We start from the raw sequence: 18,506 nt of genomic DNA, 5'->3' as shown, positions 1-18,506 counted from the left end.
CAAGAGCGCGAAACCGGAACGAGCTAGCCACCTTCGCCGATCTCCGGAAGGCATACTCCTATGAGGGTTAGGGTCGCGCCGCCCAAACAGGCTGAGGCGGACTGCTCAGAAAGGCATCGATCTTGCCTTCGGCCAGGCTGTGGGTGGCGTCCGGCGTAACGACGATTTCGAAGTCCTTCGATGGGTCGAGACCGACGTATGCGGTCATCACACGTTCAGCATCAGATAGCCGATGGCGTTAGCATCGGTTGCCACCCTCTTTCCCTTGAGGTCAGTGATGGCTACGACCCGATCGCTCCCGATCAATTCTATGCAGCCGACATGCAAGCCGCTCAGGACTTTTATACGGATGCCTTTGTCGATGTTGAGCACATGAGCGAGTGGATAGTTCCAGTCGAAATCGACCTCGCCATGGGCGATCCAGTCCGACGAGTCCGGGCCGGAGCCTGACGATACGAATTCGATATCGGTGAAGCCTTCTGCCCGCAAAAGTTCGATTCCCGCGTACATGGGAGTTTGGCAGTCCGAAGCCTTGGGGAACCGGCAGGCGGACCTTTGTGGTCTCCGGCGGTGGCTCGGCACGAGCCTCCCTTGGGGTGGCGACCACTCCTGCAGCGCCCGCCATGAGACCAGCGAGGAAGGCGCGGCGGTTCTGCATGATTTGCATGGGACTCTCCTCCGAATTGCAAAGGCAATGCGGTCGGAACCGAGCAAAAGAGGTTCCGGCAGAGGCAGATGGTCTCGTGAGCGCACCGAGTAGTTACCGACGGAGCGCGCCCAATCCAGATGCGGGAGTCTTGCGCTCTCAGTCGCCGGCTCATGCTGTCCCCGCCAGCGATAAATGAGCATATGCTAAACATACGGGCATCGCGAGGACAAAGTCTCGTCTCGAGCCGAGCCAAGAGACTGATGCGGGATCGAACAGACCGGCTACCTGCGTGGTTGCAAATGGCAAGTTCCAGTCAACTTGGGGTCGTTCCGAGTGATCGATACGAACGTCGCCGTTGGGTCACGTCACGACGATGCCCACGCCCAGCTGAATGTCCTACATCGTTCCCTACAACCTGGGTTGGTCGGCAGGCTTGTGCCGCTCTAAGTTCCCCTTATGGCAACCCATTGGTTCTACCCTCCGGTCCCTGTGAGGACTGACGGTGCCAGTATGACCCGGAAGGTGAACAACGTCGAGGCAGCCGGACAGGAGCTGATGAAGTGGACCAAGCGTGGCCCCAAATGGAACCAAGCGGTGCGCGTCTGCATCGCCTGCATTTCCGACGAGATGGAACCTGAGGAGGCACGGAAGGCGTTCCTGGCTGCTGCCGAGGAGAAGGGGATGCTTTTTCCTGATTAGCAGGTCGCGTGGCTCATCGCGCGAGCCAAATTCGATCACCGGCTCAGACATCTCTACCAAATATTCCCACTCCCTCTAATTATCCCTCAATGGCAACCCATTGGTTCGTCCCTCCGGTGTTCGTGAAGTCTGAAACCGGCGACAGGCATGGCTGCAACAATGCGAGGGCAGCCCTTGAGCAACTCAAGAGGTGGACCCGCAGAGGACCCCGCTGGCACAAGGCGGTGAACCTCTGCCTGTCAGATCTACAGGGCGATCCGATTGACCCTCAGGTGGTACGAAAGGCCTTTGAGGCTGCCGCCAAGGAAGCCAAGGTGTATCTCTCACCAGAGTAGGAACCCTCCACTCGTGTTCATCCACCCGGTTCGCCATCCGGTCCAAAAGCTTACGGGATGCCGCAATTAGGCGGCGGGTTTCGTCGATTGAATTCCGAAGGACATCGATGTCTACCCGCGCGCGACGCTCGTTCAATCGAGAGCTTTCTAGTTGTAAGCGACAGCTGTCTATTTGTAAGGGATCCCAATCGCAAACCATTTTGAAGACCTAGTCTAGCGCGCCCGCATCTCAAACTTGATCATAGCCTCTAAGAACGTCTCGTTGGACTCGTCGCGAACGGTCATCACAAATTCTCGAGAGGGGCCATCCGGCAGCTTATCCTTGGTAATTTCAACCAAGGCCTTTACCGCCTCCGCCTTTGCAGCGTCGAGATCCGGGAGATCGGTACCCTCAACGTCGAGGAAGACCCGGCCGGTGTCGGTGAAGTCGAAGATCCGATAGAGACGGTCTACTTCTTCGAGAGTGGGATCGGCTCGTGGTGGCGAAGCTTCGGCCAGAGGTCGACGCCGAAGTGGGCGTTATCGGTTTCGAGGGTATGACCGGCTCGGCGCTGATCCTGGGTGATGATCGCTCCGCAAACGACTGCTTCATTCAGGTGGATGCCGAGGTGCTCAGCATGGGCGCCGAGCCCTTCATAAAGGCGCTTGCTGACAGCCCGACGCTGCGGCTCTTTCTGCTGCGCTACGTGCATTACGGCTACATCCAGGCCTGCCACACCGCGCTGGTCAATGCTCGCTTGAACTGGAAGACCGGTTGGCGAGATGGCTGGTCATCTGCGACGACCGTATAGAAGGCGACCGACTGCCCGTTACCCATGAGTTCCTGTCCGTGATGCTGGGCGTTCGGCGGCCGGGCGTTACCGTGGCACTTCAGTTGCTGGAGGGCCGCGGGTTGATCAGATCAAATCGTGGCGAGGTCATTATCCGCAACCGAGCTGGTCTCGTCACCCTGGCGAACGGCTCGTATGGGCAGCCGGAGGCCGAGTATGCCCGCTTGATCGGGAACCCTAGGGGGGCCGACGCATGACCTCCCATCGGGAAGTCCTGCTGGGCGTTGTTGCTCGGCACGAAATTCTTGTGTCCATACAGGGACACTGAGGGCAACGTCATGTTTTGGATGGGTTCGGTAGTAATGCCCAAATATCACGTCTCTTTCGGACTAACAGACGTCCACCGGAGATTTTTGTCGGAACCGGCGTAGAGATCCATTGAGCCGCTAATGCGACAGGTTAAGGTGCCGTCCTGAAAGCCTCCGATGTCATGTGGAGCACGCGGGCCGTTTATTTGCCCGCCTTTAGGCCTGCTTGTAAGTTTGTCAGGTCGCCTGCCTCCACGGAAGCGCCCGAGATATCCGGCACGAGGTCCAGAAAGATCGCCGCGGTGGAGGAAATCAGCCTTCCCCAAGCCACGGCCAACATCACAAGAGGCCACGGCCTCGGCGTCCAACCGTCATAGTGCAGCAACACAGCGAGCCGTAGGGCATGGGGCAACAGGACTATCAGTCCGAGAAGCCCCACTATCCACGCCTGCGTAAGCGGCGTTTCTGCCAACAGCATGAGGGGCGCCAGTGTGGCGATAAAAATGCTGATAGCCGCAGCGAGCGTGCCCCAAAATGCGGCATTGTTGGCGCGGTCAGCGAGTGTTTTTGGCTGCAAGGCGGATCGTGCTTCCTAATGCATCGATCTTAGGTCGGTATTTGCTGCGCAGAATTGCGCAGAATAATGCCGCCGAGCGACCGGGCCGGGTGGGGAAAACACTGCCCTCGCGCCTTAGTGTCCACGATAGCTGCGCATCCGGCCGAAACCTCCCAGTCAGTTCACGCCCAAATAATGTCAGAGGACCGATTCGGCCGTCAGCTTTGACTGGCTCCATAACATGCGTCTGCCCCCGAAAGCGCTTCGGCGCGGCAAACTTTGTCCAACGCGCCAAGCCTTTGAACCGATGCATAGAAGCGGGGATAGTCGCCCGAACACAAGTCGAACAAGCGGAGAAAGGCCGGCACCCGATCGCTGTAGACGGAAGTCGCCGCGAGCTTTGCATTGTCGATCGGAGCATCGAACCAGGCGTCGTATCCGCGGTATCCACCCCATCGCCTGTCGCGCATCTGTCGGTAGCGCGTCCTCAGCCGTTCAATGGCGGCCGTCTTCGCGGCCCGCTTCTGCTCAGAAGTACCATTCTGGTCATAGACATGCCTAAGCTGGTCCCGGGTCAGCGACACCAGCACAAGAAATTCAGTTTTGCGCCTCCGTTCGGCCTCGTAACGGCGCAACCCGCGAATATCACCGGTCGCGCGCAGCCATTTTCTCACACCCGTTGTTTCGACAGCGACAGCGAACCGCCTCGTGAACGCGGAATCGCTATGCACGTAGACGCGCTGGTGGGCCAGTTCATGGAATACCAGCCCTGCGAGGTACGTTCCATCTTGGGTGAGCATCGTGCTTAGTAGCGGGTCACTCGACCAGCCAAGCGTGGAATATGCAGTGACGCCCGTTACATAGACGTCGAGGCCCTGTCTTTGAAGTTCGGCGGCGGTTTCAGTCGCAGACTTTTTGGAGAAATATCCCCGGTAGGGAACACAGCCGAAACCGGAAAGCACCATGTTCGTGGCGTCAGCGAGAATTCCGGCGCGGCGAAGACGGCCCATGTCCCGGAGTGGCGACAAACATCGACATAGCTGCGGTAGCTGTTGTTGTCGGGCAGCGCCGGTTCATCGATAGCAAACTGTCGTATGGCGGCCGCCGATGCCATTCGGGCGCGCAATATCTCAGGGGTCGAAGGATCGTCGTAGCGACCAATCGAACGAATGCACGCACACGGTTTGCCTACAGCACTGCTCTCATGTCCTGATAGCGCAATTTCGCGGTTACCTCCGGCCACGAACAGTCAGACCAATTTGATGTGTAGGTTAGACCTTCGTCCTCGGCAAGATTGGCCAATACGATGACTCGCTGCTGAATTGCCGGCCCGCGCGTGATGAGCGCGAAGGGCTCAGGTGCCCCCGCCCTCCCCGAGGGTCGCGGCCTACAAAACTAGCGTCAGTCGCCGAGCCGTGTCTTGCGTCCGATCGCGGTTATCACCGGCGCCTCCAGGGGGATCGGGCGAGCCGCTGCAGGCGCATTCGCAGCAAAGAGTTGTGACGTGTTCTCGTGACCCGTGAGCCGGCGCGTGCCGAGTTGGCGGCGTCCGATGCTGGCGGCTCGGAGCGCGCGTCGGGGCCACCTGCTCAAAGCCGCGACATGAAGCCAGCCGTCAGCCTGCTATGTTCGACGGCAATCGTTCAGCTTGCTGCCGCCGACCGTTTGAAAACGATGGTCACCTTCGTCCCTTTGTTGGCGCTGGACTCGACGGCTAGATGCGCTTTGGCGTTCTCGGTCAGCGATCGCGCGATCAGCGCTCCGAGCTTGCCTGGCTTGGGCCACATCTCGCCTTCCGGCAGGCCGATTCCGTCGTCCGCCACTATCACCCGGCAGCCGTCGCCATCGACAATGCTGTGCAGCATTATCGTGCCGCCGTCGCGCCCCTGGAAGGCATGTTTTAGTGAATTGGTCAGCAATTCGTTCACGACCAGTCCCGCCGGCATCGCGACGTTTATTGACACCGGATATGTATCCACCTTCATATCCAGCCGGATTCCCTCGACTGCATGCGAGCTCATTACCGCGGACGCGATCTGGCTGAGATACACACCAAGGTCGACCTCTTCCTTCGGCTCGTCGGCCGTTAGCGTCTGGTAGAGTATCGCCAAAGCGTCGACGCGACCGGCGAGGCGCTCAAACCGTCTCCGGTCGGCCTCGGTAGCGTTGCGGCTTTCCAGCCGGATCAGTGCGGTGATCATCTGCAGGTTGTTCTTCACCCTGTGCTGCAGTTCGCGAAGCAGTGTGTCTTTCTCGCCGACCCGCTCCTCGTCCGAGCGCTGATCTCCCGCCTCGCCGTGAGCCGATACGTCGACCAGTGCCACCAGTCGGAAGCAAACCTTGCCGTTATCGTCCTCTATCTCGTTGGAATAAACGTCGACGATCGCCGGCTTGTCCTCGTTGCGCTCCAGCCTGAAGGTGCCGACTAAATCGGTTCCCTCGACCACGGCCTCGGCAAGCGGCCTGTCCTTTTGCTGATGGAGGCCTGTGCCCCGAAGGGCCAGCCAGTTTTCTCGGGTGAGCCTAGCGGCCGTCAGGCCTGACAGTTTCTCGAATTCCGGATTGGCATAGACCACACGCTCCTCAGCGGCAAGGTCCGAAACGGCTATGGCGATCGGCACCTGGTCAAGGAATTTCTTGAACTGTTCGCTTTCCAGTGCGGTTGCAAGGTCAGGTGTATCAAGCAACTGCTCGACCGCTTCGGCCTTCTCTGAATCAGATATCATTTGCGCGCCTGTTCTGTGCGGATGATATCAACAATGCGACGCGCCTGCCATCGCGCCAAGGCTGTATTTCACGCTCCACGCACTGGCAACAAGTCTAGCGTTATGCGCAACGCTCACACGTCTAAGGTTGCGATCGGCCGAAGGACAGCTCTTCACCCAGACGGCGCTGCGCGAATGGGCTTACGCCATCGCTTACCCGACATCGACCCATCGCGCCGCAGAGCTGCCTGTCTGGCTGCACAGATACAATTGGCATCGCCCCCCGGCTGCCTAAAGTCAAAAACACCTATCAGTCGCGTCGCTCTAGCCGAGGACAACCTGTTGAGGCTCCACAGCTAGGCCAACTGCTCGGCATTGAGCGCGAGGCTGGCAAGCCCCGCATTCGCCCTCCGGATTGGCTTTCATCAAATTCGACCCCCAGTGATCCGCGAGCTATGGAAACGGGTGCAGGAGCATGCCGCGCCGTCGGTAAAGTGCACGAAGCGCCCAGCCACTCAATGGATCAAGCCGGGACTGATTGGCCGCGCAAGCAAGCGCGACGAAGAGGGTCTGCGCAATCACAATCAGATTGGGGTGACAGCGCCGGGCCGCACATGACCCTTGGGCGAAGCCGCTAGGGGCACCGCAAAGCAGAGTTGAGTTGTCGCAACGCGCCCGGGGCGGCAGACAGCCTGTGCTTTTCGAAGATTGCTAGCTTCTGCTGATAAGTGATCCGCACCTTGGCGTTGCACCCGTGGCATTTGAAGTGCGCCATCGTTCTTAGTGCAGAACCTTTCCTTATCACCGGATGCGAGCAATTCGGACAATTGAATGTGAGCGCAACATTAGACAAGTCTTTGGCTAAACCGGCAATAGACAGCTCCTTGGCCACGCCTATATCCCCAGCATTCGAACCCTCGAACGAGCAAGCGCTCCGGTCCGAAACATTAACAGCAAACGTAGACATTCAATTGACCCCGCTTTTAATTGTCGTCATGAAGTCGGCGCCATCCGTTGCGCTAATTCTAGCGGCCCAGCGGCTTGCGGTGGGGGAGACCGCTGGGCCTGACCAGCGTGCCTTTAGGGGTGCTCGCTTGACCGTGAGTATATGAGCTATATCTAATGTAATCGATACATGCGAATGAACTATGTGGCGGTAGTTCGGCTGTGTAGAAGCCATAACGTGCCCCGGAATAGGTCAATGCGGTGGCATCGCATGCCGGCACCGGCCGGATGGAGTTGATTGAGCCTTGATGCCGACACTGATGGAGAAGCCACCCGACGGCGATGCCTGGATTTAGGAAGTGGAGTTCGACGGCTACGGGGCCTGTCTGCCGGGAGGCCGGCATTAGCTCGGCGTCGACCAGAAGCTTGGAAACCGTGCTGATCGACATGTCCAACTGGGAACCTTTGCTAGATCATTGCCCATTTTTGCGCGACCCGACCTGGGCATGCTCTAGGTGTTCAGTCCGGCATTTGATGGATTGGATCAATGATGAATCGATCCGGGTCTGAACACCTTCCACAGCAACACCATCATCGCCGATCTGAACGAGCCTGGCGCCAAGATCGTCATTTCCCAGCATCCGCGCCGAACAAAGCCGATCCCGCTCGATGCCGAGATGTACAAATGGCGTCATCTGATCGAGAATTTCTTCTGCAAACTCACAGAGTTCAAACGCATCGCCATGCGCGCCGACAAAACCGACCAGAGCTTCAATGCCATCATTCATCTCGCTGCTGCCGTCATCAACTCCAAATCAAGCCCTAATCGGAGCGCGACAAGGCAATCGAGATCACATTGTCAGTATCTGTCTCAGGTAGCTCGAACAGCATTGGCAAAAATTGGCCGCTCGGGCGGCGTTCTCATGATCACCGTCCCTAAGCGAGCTCGGACTTTAAACGTTCCAGGATACTATGGTCCTGACGCAGCGGGTGGAGCTAGCCGTCACTTGCCTACAAACTGTGCGCCGCCACCAATCTCGCGTAGAAGGGCCTGGCCGAACCCGGCCCTGCGACGCGAGAACTCCATGCGAATAGTGTTGCCTGTTCTGTTGCTCGGCGCCGCCCTCGCCAGCCTGTCGCCCGCCCTGGCAACGGCGGGCGATTGCGGCGATGCCGCCGCGCTGGTGCAGCAGGCCTATCCCAAGGCCCAAAAGAGCGCTGACGGCACCTCGTTCACGCTTGAACCTCATACCAGCATCACCTCAACGCTCCCGGAGAGCGATGCGCCATTCGGCCTGGCATGCAAGATTTGGCCAGCCCATAACGAGCTGCTGTTGGTCGCAGTGCCGCTGATCGACACAGCTAACGCCGACCACCTGCATGTCGGCGATATCGAGCTTCTGGTCGTCGACAGGAATACGCTGCGTGTGCGCCAACGTCTGCTCCAGCCCGGTCTGATGACCGATGACGCGATTGTCATCGAGAAGGTGGAATTCGACACCGGCCTCTATGCACTGGCCCCTGAGGTAACGGCCTTCGGCCTGCGCATCGAACTGGCGCACCATTCACTGACCGCTCCGTTCACTGAAACCGACCTGCGGCTCTACGCTCTCGTCCGCGGTGAACTCCACGTGGTGCTCGACGGCCTCGTGGTGGCCGGCTCTGGCGGCGATAGCGATGGTAGTTGCGCCGGATCCTTTCATTCCAGCCAGGTCAGCCTGGCGATAAGCCCCGCGAGCCATCATGGTTATCACGATATCACAGCGGTTGAGCGGTCGAATACCGATGATCCCTCCCCCGACCAGAATGGCGAATGCCAGTCCCATCCTAGCAAGCCTGTGAAGCGGACCTACCGGATGCGCTATGACGGCAGCCGCTATCCGGTTCCCGCGGCACTCAAGCTGATGGGGTTGTGACGCGGCCGGACACGTCCCTGCCGTGGTTCGTCAATATGATCAATTCCAGTTGAAAGGGTATCGACCATTAATTCTCTCGTGGTAGGAGGCGCTCAAGGGGGCTCTTCCCAAAGGAGCTGATGATTTGTGGTGGTCAAGATTCAAAAGGGGTTTTGCAGGAACGTGGGACGACAGACTTGACGGGCTATTCTCCGCAAAGGTCGACTACGCCGGAAAATCCATTCTCGATGTTGGCTGCAATATGGGCGTTGTCGCCTATGAGATATCCAAGCTGAAACCCAGCTCGATCCACGGGATCGACATTGCCAAGCCGCACATCGAGACTGCAAAAATGTTATTGAGCGGCTCCCCGGTTCATGCCCGGTTCGATCGCCTGAATCTTGGCAGCCGGCGCCTCGGCAATATCCTTCTACCGAAATACGATATCGTCCTGCTGCTGGCCGTCTATCAGCACATGCAGCGCAACATCGGCCCAGGCAAGGCGCGAAGGGTGCTTTCCAATATTGTGAGGCGCACCTCAAACGTCGTTGCCCGCGTTCCGCCTGGAACGGATGGCGAATTCATCGAAACGCTTTCTAACGAGGGGTTTCAAGTCAAGAGCACCCACACGTCGCCCCTTGGCAGTCATGTGCTGGTGCTTGAGAAACCCGCCTTACGAACTCCGCAGCCATAAGACGACACATCGCCGGTGGTGTTACCTCCCGAAGTCCATGGGCCAGCAGCAGGCGCCGACCCGCTGCCTGCTGCCGGGTCCCGAACAGGACGGGCTCACGGGTCTTGCTGGAGGTCAAGGCTTTCCGGAGTTCGATTTCATTGCCGTTCCCCAGGCAACGCCTTTCAACGCGAGTATCACGTGGTGCCGAGCCGCGCCTTCAGTGCCCGCAACGCCGGGCCGTTGCCCCGGTAGCCGCCGGGCCTATTGTAACCAATCGGTGTAGGCTGCGGCAGACGTTGGTTTCGTGTGGTAGATTGCCTGCATGGAGATCGACACCGACAAGATCGACGATGCCGCTCTGGCCCTGCTTTGGCTAACCCTGCATGAACAGAGGCGCGCCTGGAAGGGATTGGATTGGGATACTCTGGATCGCCTGTACCAGAAGGGGCTGATCTCGAATCCAGCAAGCAAGGCTAAGTCGGTGGTTCTGACAGATGAAGGCCTGCGACGCGCGGAAGAACTGTTCCGCACCCTGTTCACGCGGCCGGGGCCATGAGCGTGGGGCGGGTGTTCCAGTTCCCCGGGGCGCGCAGCGCCCGTAGGCAAGAGGCACGGCTATGATTTCTGGCGACGGTTTTGTGGTAGGTTTCGGGCGTCGCTTAACTAATCGTGGGGAACGATTTGAGCTACTTTGAATGTTCGGCGTGCGCAGCAATCCCCTCATACCATTGCTGCCTAATCTGGCGATGGCATAGTTTGCTCTGTAGCAAATGAAGGATCTGATCGTCTCTGCTTCGACAACTGCTACCAACCCGCAATCCACCTGCGCAGGGGCGGATGTTGACTACAGCAATCCCCCTCGATCGGGTGGCATTGCCAGCGAGCCCCAGACCGTCCCTTACGCCCTCTAATGTCCAATCGATGATGCTGATGCGATCCTCTGTGATCCTCCGACCGTCTCGGAAGCGGCAGGCGAGGAGCCGTTTGCTTGATGCCTGAACGCCGAGGCCCAAGCTTGACCGGCTGGCCCACAACGGCTGTTGCGGCCCCGCCATCCGCTTCGCCGCGCATTCGCTGTTCCCGATCGTATTGGGACATCGTGGTAGAGGCGCCGTGCCGTAGTATTGGGGTTCCGAGTGATGAGCGTCATACGCGATTGCGTATACTTCTTCTTTACACGGGATCGCGTATTCCTGTATTATACGCGATCGCGTATATTGAAGATTAATGCGCGATCCCGTATACCGCTCCTCGGAGACCCATCATGACCGACCAGATTGCTCGCAACGCAAAACAACTCGGCGCCATCCTACGCCGCGCGCGTAGGCAGGCCGGTCTTACGCAAGGCTCGCTTGGTAACCAGATCCATCTGCGCCAGGGCACAGTGTCCCGCCTCGAGGCCGGCGAGCCGGCCGTGCAGCTCCGCACCTTGATGGCCGCCCTCTCCGCCCTCGACTTGGAACTCGTCGTTCGAGAGCGTAGCAAGAGCAGCTCCGCTGACATCGAGGAGCTGTTCTGATGGGACGGCGCCCGGCTCACATCCCATTAAATGTCTTCCTGAACGGGCGCCTGGTGGGCTTGCTGCGCAGGGAATCGACGGGAGCCATCGACTTCCAATACGCCCACGAATGGCTGGACTGGCGTGGCACCTTCCCGGTCTCGCTCTCGCTTCCCCTGCGGGAGGACCGCTATATCGGCGCGCCCGTGATCAACGTCTTCGACAATCTCCTTCCGGATAGTGACGCGATACGCAGGCGCGTTGCCGAACGCGTCGGCGCCGACGGCACGGACGCATACAGCATGCTCGCCGCTCTCGGCCATGACTGCATTGGCGCGCTGCAGTTCCTGCCCGATGGCATGGATCCAGGCAATCCCGGCAGTATCGTCGGCAAGCCGGTCAGCAACGAGGACGTGGCGGGGATAATCAAGAACCTTGCGGCTGCTCCCCTCGGCCTTGGCGAGGATGAGGATTTCCGCATCGCGATTGCCGGCGCGCAGGAAAAGACCGCGCTGCTGCGCAAGGACGGGAGCTGGTACAAACCAGTCGGCACGACGGCGACCACTCATATCCTCAAGCCCCAGATTGGCCAGCTGCCGAGCGGTATCGATCTCTCCAATAGCGTCGAGAACGAGTATCTGTGCCTCAAGCTGCTCCAGGCTTTCGGCGTTCCCGTCGCCCAAGCGGAGATCGCTGACTTCGGAGAGCGCCGCACGCTGATCGTAGAGCGTTTCGACCGGTGGTGGGCCCGCGACGGCCGCCTCTTGCGCCTGCCGCAGGAGGATATCTGTCAAGCGCTGTCGGTGCCGCCCACTCGCAAGTACCAGTCCGATGGCGGTCCCGGCATGCGGGAGATTATCGAGCTTCTGAAGGGCAGCGATACGCCTGATGAAGACATCGCCGTCTTCTTGCGCGCCTGCATTTTGTTCTGGCTGATTGGCGCGACCGACGGCCACGCTAAGAATTTCAGCATCTTTCTCGGCCCCGGCGCGGGATTCCGCATGACGCCCCTCTACGACGTGCTGAGCGCGCAGCCCAGCCTTGATGTAGGACAGATTCCCCGCAAGAAGTTCAAGCTAGCAATGTCGGTCGGCAAGAGCCGGCACTATTCGGTGCCTGACATCATGCCCCGCCACTTCATGCAGACCGCTGATCTTGCCGGGGTGGGCAGGCGTGCCATGCGCAGAATCTTCGAAGATATTGCTGGAAACGTGGAGAAGCAGGCCGACACCGCGATCGTCTCATTGCCGCATGGCTTTCCTGAACAGCTTGTCGACTCGGTCAAGTCGGCCATAGGTAAGCGCGCCACCCTTCTCGCTCAGACCAAGGCTGACGCCGTCCATTGATCGAGGTGCGAAACGAACGGGCTGCGGGGCTATGCATTTTGCCGACCGAACCAGGCCGAATCCACCGACGGGCGATCAAGCCTGTGAGGCGGGCAGCCAGATCGCGGCCAGAAGTCACTGATACACATTCGTTTTCGCGCATGTGCCTGGAACTGCGCTCACGTTGCGGTGATCAGGCCTGACGCGTTCGTTTTGGTTGCGCAATCATCGTCTAGCCAGATTTAGCAGCCTTGCCGCTGGCGACAAAATGCCGGTTGGCAAAATCCTCGTCGTAGCTCCTGGTTGCGCTGACCGTAGGCGAGCGGCGCACCATTCAGGTGCGCGTCATGCTACCGGCAGCGCCAAATATCGCGTCACCCGCCGCGGTGTCCCATTCCATAGTGCGGCCGAAACGCGGATACGTTCCGCGGGACACTTTTCCTTCTCCGACGCGCTCCCCGGCCGCAGAAGTCTCAACCGTGCCAGAGGTGAATTTTTGGCCCCTGAGCGATTATCATTGCGCCACAACCGACTTTGCGACATCCCTTCACTGATTCACTGTGGATCTAGCGCCAGAATGCGAAATCCGCTGTGAGGGTCGGGGCTCAGCAGCAACCGCTCAAGGTCGGTCCGACGTTGCAGGGCGACGTGTTTTCATCGAGCCAAGACTGACTCTGGTACCGTGCCGGGAATGAGCTATAGTTCAGATACTAAGACGGCCGGGCGCTTGCACAATGGCTGGACTGGGTGAACAGATTGCGCGTCAGCAGCGCACCATGGGACCGCTTCTTGTGGCAGCAGTGGTCATCGGCCTTATCGGCCTGCCCGTCGCAGCCTGGCTCGACCTCCGAGACCTATCGGAACGGATGCTGCGCAGGCAAGCCAGCGAAATCAGCCGGATCATCGACGAAATGCGCGGATTCTACGGCAGCGACGTCGTGGGACGCGTGCTGCAAGCAAACGGCGCCGTGACTGCGACACACAACTACCGGGACGTGCCGGGTGCGATCCCTATTCCAGCAACCCTCTCGATTGAACTCGGCAAGCGCATCAGCGCTCACGACGGGTCCGTCAAATATCGGTTCGTCTCGGATCTGCCTTTCAAAGGTCGCGCGCCCCACCAGCTCGATGCGTTCGAGCGGAATGCAATCTTGGCTTTGCGCGCCAACCCGAAGGAGCCGATCATCGAAGTCTCGGGCTCACTGTTTGACCGGCAGGTCCGCGCCGCGGCCCCTGTCATAATGGGACAAGTGTGCGTGACCTGCCATAACTCACACCCGGATAGCCCCAAGACGGACTGGAAGGTAGGGGATGTCCGAGGGATCCAGGAGATTTCAGTCAATCAGCCTATTGCTGCGAACGTCCTGACCTTCAAGTATCTGCTCCTATATTTCGGTTTCGCGGCGGCGGCGGGCCTGACGTTCATTCTCCTGCAGCGCCGGCAGTCCGCGTTGATTCAGGGCATCAACAAGGAGCTTTCGGAGGCAAACGACTTCCTGGCCGCGATTTCATTGAAGATCGCCAAATACCTTTCGCCTCAAATCTACAAAAGCATCTTCAGCGGCCAGAAGGACGTCACCATCGCGACCGAGCGCAAGAAGCTCACGATCTTTTTCTCCGACGTCAAGGATTTCACCGCGATCGTGGAACGGCTCCAGCCCGAGGACTTGACGCTTCTTCTCAACGAGTACTTCACCGAGATGTCGACGATCGCGCTCAGACACGGCGGCACAGTCGACAAGTTCATCGGCGACGCGCTTCTTGTGTTCTTCGGAGACCCCGAGACGCAAGGCGTCGAGGAAGACGCGAGAGCCTGCTTGCGCATGGCCGTCGACATGCAGCGCCGGGTGGAGCAGTTGAACAGGGTATGGCATGACCGCGGAGTTGAACGGCCCTTCCGAGCTCGCATGGGCATCAACACGGGCTATTGCAATGTTGGGAACTTCGGTTCCGATGATCGGATGGACTACACAATCATTGGAGCCGAAGCGAACTTGGCGGCCCGTCTGCAGTCAATTGCCGAGCCCGGCGGCATCTGTCTCAGCTATGAGACTTACGCGCTCGTGCGCGACCTTGTCCGGGCGCGTCCATTAGCACCGATTGCCATGAAGGGGATCAGCCGGGAGGTTGTCCCCTACGAAGTCGAGGGCCTGCTGGGTGAACTCGCCCAGCGCCCTCAGGTCATCAGCGAGCACGCGACTGGCCTCGACTTGTTCCTCGATGTTGAGGCAATCGACGAGAACGGAGTCGAGCGGGCGAAGAAACGACTTTCGGAGGCGCTCCTGGCCTTAACCGTCCGAAGCAAGCCCGCCGCATTTTAGGTTCCTGTACGTGACGCAATGTGGACCGTTGCCAGCCACATAAAGTCGGGTTCAACGCCGTCTCGGCCGCCGGTATTGACGCACTCGGCTGGTATCACGAGGTGCGAGTAGACTAGTCTTCTCTAAGTCTAGGCCGGCAAGGGCTTGGTCCCGAGGATGACTGGTCGAGCCATGCTGCAGAGGCCTTTGGCTTGGTTTGAGTCGCTGACGTTGCCCCCGGCTTCCATCCGGTTTTGAGTTCGTTTCCGGCGTAGGCTGTGCCCCGCCGGGGCGGAGCCTTTGGTGGTCCGGCTTCAGAAACACGACATCCAATCTTCCCGGCCTACTCATCTGTATGGTTTGGCAGCGCGCTGCTCGAGAGCAGAACGAACGTAGTCATTATCGGCCATCGCGCGAGCCAGCGCCTTAGAAAACTGTTGCGCTGCGGGGGCGGAAAGATGATAGCCGTCTGGAAAGTCGGCAGGGGTAAAGGGTATCACCCCCTGAAGATCGATAAGTTCTGCTCCTGCGTTGCGGATCGTATCGCGAAGTTCCTGTGCAAGAGGGTAGCGGCGAGGAACGGGGACGGCAACGAAGACGAGCCTATTGCCGTCCTCGATGATCATCCCGATGAAGCGCGCGAGTCGATGATAGGTCGCGGATGGATCAGGAAGGTCGTGTTGGCTCTGGCCCCTAAGAGTTCTGTTGATGACCTGCGCGAGCGTTGTATAGCCGGGGATCAGTGCAAGAACCCTCGTCTGCACGCGTGCTCTGTCCGCCCACAACCGAAAAGCGCAACTAAGCAGGTATTTAATGCGGTCGCTGGGTGACAGGACATCGTGGGCGAACGCCTCCGGGGCAGAGGAAAGTCCCGCAAACTCGCCACCTAGGCGTTCGACGTTGAGGGGCTGATGATCATCCAGATGACCATACGCAAAGCTAATCACGATTAAATTAAGCTGGGGTTTTTTTGGCTGAATAAAGTTGCGGTATAAGTAGTGCCAATCGACGATCGTTGTATCGTCCGGAAAGATCATGGCAGGGTAAACCCTAGGAAGGTTAGCACTGGCCAATGTGTCTACGACAAGATCAGGTCGGATGCTGGCGCGTGTGAGCGAATTTCCAAGAAATAAGACGCGCGGAGGCTCTGCCGTCCTAAGATCTTCAACGATTCTTGGTATTTGCCGGATGTGGCGTACGTCGGCAGATAGCCAGGGCTCACCCAGATAAAGACAAAACTCCACCGCCGCCAGCAAAAGCAGAACGGCCGCAATCACCTTCGACTCCGTCCTAAAATTGGAAATAAATGAATTCATGGGCGTTCGGTGATGGAAAGAAAATTAACATCAGGATCATGTAAGCGTACACAACGGCGCGAACTGACCATGATCCCTGCGGAAGTGCGAGAAGGTTCTTCTTACGACGATCGAGCCAGAACTCGAAAAGAAATAGAGGAATAGTGTAGAAAACCATGAGACCCAGCATGGCGGTTACGCTAGCCGTGATCCGCCAATCAGTGGCTATGAGATGAAGGAAGGTGACTACTTGGCTTATGTTCTCAGCCCGAAACAGAAGCCAGCCGAAGCATACGAATTGGAACATCAGAACAATTCGCCAGGCACGGCCGAAAGCGGAGACAGGGGCTCTGCCCTCCCAGCCCATGAAACGGTAAATGCAAAGCAGTAATCCATGGAACAAACCCCATAAAACAAAAGTCCAGTTGGCGCCGTGCCAGATGCCGCCCAGAATCATAGTGATCATGAGATTTCGATAAACTATTGACGTGCTACCCCTGCTACCGCCGAGAGATATGTAGACATAGTCGCGTAACCATGTCGAAAGGCTGATATGCCAGCGTCGCCAGAAATCGCTGGGCGAGATGGCTAGATAAGGTATCTTGAAATTATCCATCAAGTCGATGCCCATCCACTTGGCGAGACCTTGCGCGATGGAACTGTAGCCGGAAAAGTCGGCATATATCTGCCATGCGAATGCATACACACCGACGAGACATTCAAGCCCGGTAAGTTGATCGCTCTCACGACCAAAGATGCTGTTGACCAACGAGGCCATGTTGTCGCCGACAACAACCTTCTTAAAGAGGCCTACAAGTATGTAGTACAAGCCGAGGCTGAAGTCGTCAGGACGGCTGACGCGCGGCACCTCAAGCTGTTTTAGGAGACCGCGGCCTAGCTCCTCATGCCCCTTGGCACCGGAGCGCATTATAGGTCCCGCGACCAAGTGCGGGAAAAAGGAGACGTAAAGGGCGAAATTCCAGAAGCTACTAGCCGGCTTTGCAATGCCACGAGCTATGTCGAAGACATAGCTCATACTCTGGAACGTATAGAATGATATACCAACGGGAAGAATAACGTTAAGCAATGGTAAAGATACTGTTATTCCCAACGAAGAAAGAGCCGTATCGAGTTGGTCAGCAAAAAAATTATAGTATTTGAACACTCCAAGCAGCAACAGGTTAACAAAGACAGAGATCCAGATGTATCGTTGTCTGGGTGGGCCTGCCGGAGCCGCCGCCACAAGATTGCCCAGGCAGAAATCCATGACCGTAGAGAAAGCGATTAGTGGGAGAAATCGCCAATCCCACCAGCCATAGAAAAAGTAGCTTGCGGCAAGGGTAAATAGTCTCTGCCCGCGAAATGGAAGCGCCCAATAAACGGGGATAAATAACGAGAAGAATATCCAGAAGGGCCAGCTATTGAATACCATGTCTTCCCAAAGTTAGCTAAGCATAACCTTGTGAATATTTCTATTTCGAAGGCGCAAATAACGACCTGATTTTGAAGCAGACACTTGCGGAGATTGGTGGCACGGCCCCCAACGATTGTCAGGATCACGGCTTTCCACGACAGTTCATCCCGTCTTGACGTGACCAACCCGGTTTGTCAGGTATCATGTGCAACGTCAGCGACGTGGCGACTAAGGGTTGTTCTAGGAAAGCTGTCTCCGTTAGCCAGTCGGCTTACCAGGCCCCAGCATGACGATATCGGTTGTTCCCTCACCACTTTCCCGCTGTCCCGCCGGGCGGCTATACGCTGAAATAAGCAGAAGATCGGCGAGGCGCGCTTTAGATCAACGCTCAGGCTAAGGTCTGGCCCTAATTTGTCTTCGTTCATTCGTACGACAAGGCGCAGCTGCCTCCGCGAGACAATCGGCACTGGTGGACCCATCTGGGCTCGGTGCCGCCGAGATCGGCGCAAGCGGACACAAGGGATGGGGTCAAGATCAATACGCAGACCTGCTGCCTTTGGCTGGCTTTTGATGACGAAGGCGAGGTCCTTGAAGCGCCGCGTTGCTGTGGCGCCGCGATGAAGTTCATACGCTGTGCGACAGGCAGGAGAGCGGCCGCTTGGTTGGACAATCGAGCTGAGAACTCACACCAGGCGGCATCGCGCGTCGTCGAAACGTGCATGTGTGCTACAGGCCCCAACTTGGCACAAACGCCAGTGCTCGTCGCCTCATGCCTAGCACAGTACCCGGGGGCCCGGCATGATTGGCTCGGCCGGCGGCCTGCGAAACAGGCGAAGGGCATCATCAGAATGATCGATGAAAAGATTGGGGCGGGGGGCGATAAGTGACCTAATCCTAGCGTGACAGCTCATGTCTTCGGCATATTTGGGATCAGAAATCGCAAATCAGGATCTGGCGGTGGATTTCCGGACAACGACCTCCGATAATTGGTCAAGTGTCCCACAATACGCACTGGATCAGGGTGGTCCCGTACTGCGCCCATTTCAAAGATTGGGCGCCGATTTTGCCAACATTGCGGCCTTCGAGCACCTGAGAAATATCGTCCGCCAGTACCCCGACAAGCTTGCAATCAGCGA

General features: G+C 58.1%; 16 protein-coding genes and 4 pseudogenes. 12 read left to right on the top strand and 8 right to left on the bottom strand.

What is annotated here, in order from left to right:
- Positions 1–67: 67 nt before the first annotated feature.
- Positions 68–208, bottom strand: coding sequence for a hypothetical protein (locus NMG46_RS22605; protein WP_254819745.1), 141 nt, complete (start codon positions 206–208; stop codon positions 68–70).
- Positions 208–510: a hypothetical protein gene (locus NMG46_RS22600; protein WP_254819744.1), complete on the bottom strand. Its 303-nt coding sequence runs from the start codon at positions 508–510 to the stop codon at positions 208–210. Before NMG46_RS22600 ends, NMG46_RS22605 begins: the two co-directional genes overlap by 1 nt.
- 595 nt (positions 511–1,105) lie before the next feature.
- Between NMG46_RS22600 and NMG46_RS22595 the strand changes: the two genes are divergently transcribed.
- The 4 genes from NMG46_RS22595 (at position 1,106) to NMG46_RS29990 (ending at position 2,710) form a co-directional block, all read left to right on the top strand.
- On the top strand, positions 1,106–1,348 hold the full coding sequence (locus tag NMG46_RS22595) for a DUF982 domain-containing protein (protein ID WP_302896866.1): 243 nt from the start codon (positions 1,106–1,108) through the stop codon (positions 1,346–1,348).
- A gap of 89 nt (positions 1,349–1,437) precedes the next feature.
- A complete protein-coding gene (locus NMG46_RS22590) occupies positions 1,438–1,683 on the top strand; it encodes a DUF982 domain-containing protein (protein WP_254819742.1) in 246 nt (81 codons plus the stop codon).
- 476 nt (positions 1,684–2,159) lie between these two features.
- Positions 2,160–2,474 (top strand): hypothetical protein, encoded by a 315-nt coding sequence (locus NMG46_RS29995; RefSeq protein WP_368389315.1) that lies wholly within the window; start codon positions 2,160–2,162, stop codon positions 2,472–2,474.
- On the top strand, positions 2,438–2,710 hold the full coding sequence (locus NMG46_RS29990; protein ID WP_368389314.1) for a helix-turn-helix domain-containing protein: 273 nt from the start codon (positions 2,438–2,440) through the stop codon (positions 2,708–2,710). Before NMG46_RS29995 ends, NMG46_RS29990 begins: the two co-directional genes overlap by 37 nt.
- 253 nt (positions 2,711–2,963) lie before the next feature.
- On the opposite strand, the gene NMG46_RS22580 is transcribed toward NMG46_RS29990, so the two are convergent.
- From NMG46_RS22580 to NMG46_RS22570, 3 genes and pseudogenes are all read right to left on the bottom strand, one after another.
- A complete protein-coding gene (locus tag NMG46_RS22580; protein ID WP_254819741.1) occupies positions 2,964–3,338 on the bottom strand; it encodes a hypothetical protein in 375 nt (124 codons plus the stop codon).
- A gap of 197 nt (positions 3,339–3,535) precedes the next feature.
- Positions 3,536–4,431 (bottom strand): annotated as a pseudogene (locus tag NMG46_RS22575) (aminopeptidase).
- A 529-nt stretch (positions 4,432–4,960) separates the two neighbouring features.
- Complete coding sequence (locus NMG46_RS22570; RefSeq protein WP_254819740.1) at positions 4,961–6,043, bottom strand: histidine kinase dimerization/phosphoacceptor domain -containing protein; 1,083 nt, start codon at positions 6,041–6,043, stop codon at positions 4,961–4,963.
- 133 nt (positions 6,044–6,176) lie between these two features.
- Between NMG46_RS22570 and NMG46_RS22565 the strand changes: the two are divergent.
- From NMG46_RS22565 to NMG46_RS22535, 7 genes and pseudogenes are all read left to right on the top strand, one after another.
- A pseudogene (locus NMG46_RS22565) lies at positions 6,177–6,382 on the top strand (IS481 family transposase); the annotation flags it as partial.
- A 1,232-nt stretch (positions 6,383–7,614) separates the two neighbouring features.
- A pseudogene (locus NMG46_RS22560) lies at positions 7,615–7,782 on the top strand (transposase); the annotation flags it as partial.
- A gap of 270 nt (positions 7,783–8,052) precedes the next feature.
- Complete coding sequence (locus NMG46_RS22555) at positions 8,053–8,883, top strand: hypothetical protein (RefSeq protein WP_254819739.1); 831 nt, start codon at positions 8,053–8,055, stop codon at positions 8,881–8,883.
- Between the two features lie 124 nt (positions 8,884–9,007).
- Positions 9,008–9,556: a class I SAM-dependent methyltransferase gene (locus NMG46_RS22550; protein ID WP_254819738.1), complete on the top strand. Its 549-nt coding sequence runs from the start codon at positions 9,008–9,010 to the stop codon at positions 9,554–9,556.
- A gap of 304 nt (positions 9,557–9,860) precedes the next feature.
- Complete coding sequence (locus tag NMG46_RS22545) at positions 9,861–10,094, top strand: DUF6429 family protein (RefSeq protein ID WP_254819737.1); 234 nt, start codon at positions 9,861–9,863, stop codon at positions 10,092–10,094.
- A gap of 708 nt (positions 10,095–10,802) precedes the next feature.
- Entirely contained in the window at positions 10,803–11,057 is a 255-nt protein-coding gene (locus NMG46_RS22540) for a helix-turn-helix domain-containing protein (protein WP_254819736.1), read from the top strand.
- Positions 11,057–12,382, top strand: coding sequence for a type II toxin-antitoxin system HipA family toxin (locus NMG46_RS22535; RefSeq protein ID WP_254819735.1), 1,326 nt, complete (start codon positions 11,057–11,059; stop codon positions 12,380–12,382). Before NMG46_RS22540 ends, NMG46_RS22535 begins: the two co-directional genes overlap by 1 nt.
- A 211-nt stretch (positions 12,383–12,593) precedes the next feature.
- On the opposite strand, the pseudogene NMG46_RS22530 reads toward NMG46_RS22535, so the two are convergent.
- Positions 12,594–12,782 (bottom strand): annotated as a pseudogene (locus tag NMG46_RS22530) (3'(2'),5'-bisphosphate nucleotidase CysQ); the annotation flags it as partial.
- Positions 12,783–13,095: 313 nt separating this feature from the next.
- Here NMG46_RS22530 and NMG46_RS22525 point away from each other — a divergent pair.
- Positions 13,096–14,682 carry an adenylate/guanylate cyclase domain-containing protein gene (locus NMG46_RS22525; protein ID WP_254819734.1) on the top strand — a complete coding sequence of 529 codons (1,587 nt, stop codon included), beginning with the start codon at positions 13,096–13,098 and terminating at the stop codon, positions 14,680–14,682.
- A 326-nt stretch (positions 14,683–15,008) separates the two neighbouring features.
- Here the strand turns inward: NMG46_RS22525 and NMG46_RS22520 are convergent, their stop codons facing one another.
- Together NMG46_RS22520 and NMG46_RS22515 are read right to left on the bottom strand one after the other, a co-directional pair.
- Positions 15,009–15,977, bottom strand: coding sequence for a hypothetical protein (locus tag NMG46_RS22520; RefSeq protein ID WP_254819733.1), 969 nt, complete (start codon positions 15,975–15,977; stop codon positions 15,009–15,011).
- Entirely contained in the window at positions 15,952–17,388 is a 1,437-nt protein-coding gene (locus tag NMG46_RS22515) for an MBOAT family protein (protein ID WP_254819732.1), read from the bottom strand. Before NMG46_RS22515 ends, NMG46_RS22520 begins: the two co-directional genes overlap by 26 nt.
- Positions 17,389–18,506 lie beyond the last annotated feature (1,118 nt).

Origin of the sequence: Mesorhizobium sp. LMG 17147, assembly GCF_024297145.1 — a bacterium.
Classification (GTDB): Bacteria; Pseudomonadota; Alphaproteobacteria; order Rhizobiales; family Rhizobiaceae; genus Mesorhizobium.
Note: the sequence above shows the minus strand (reverse complement) of the source record. Positions and strands in the feature narration are given on the sequence as shown.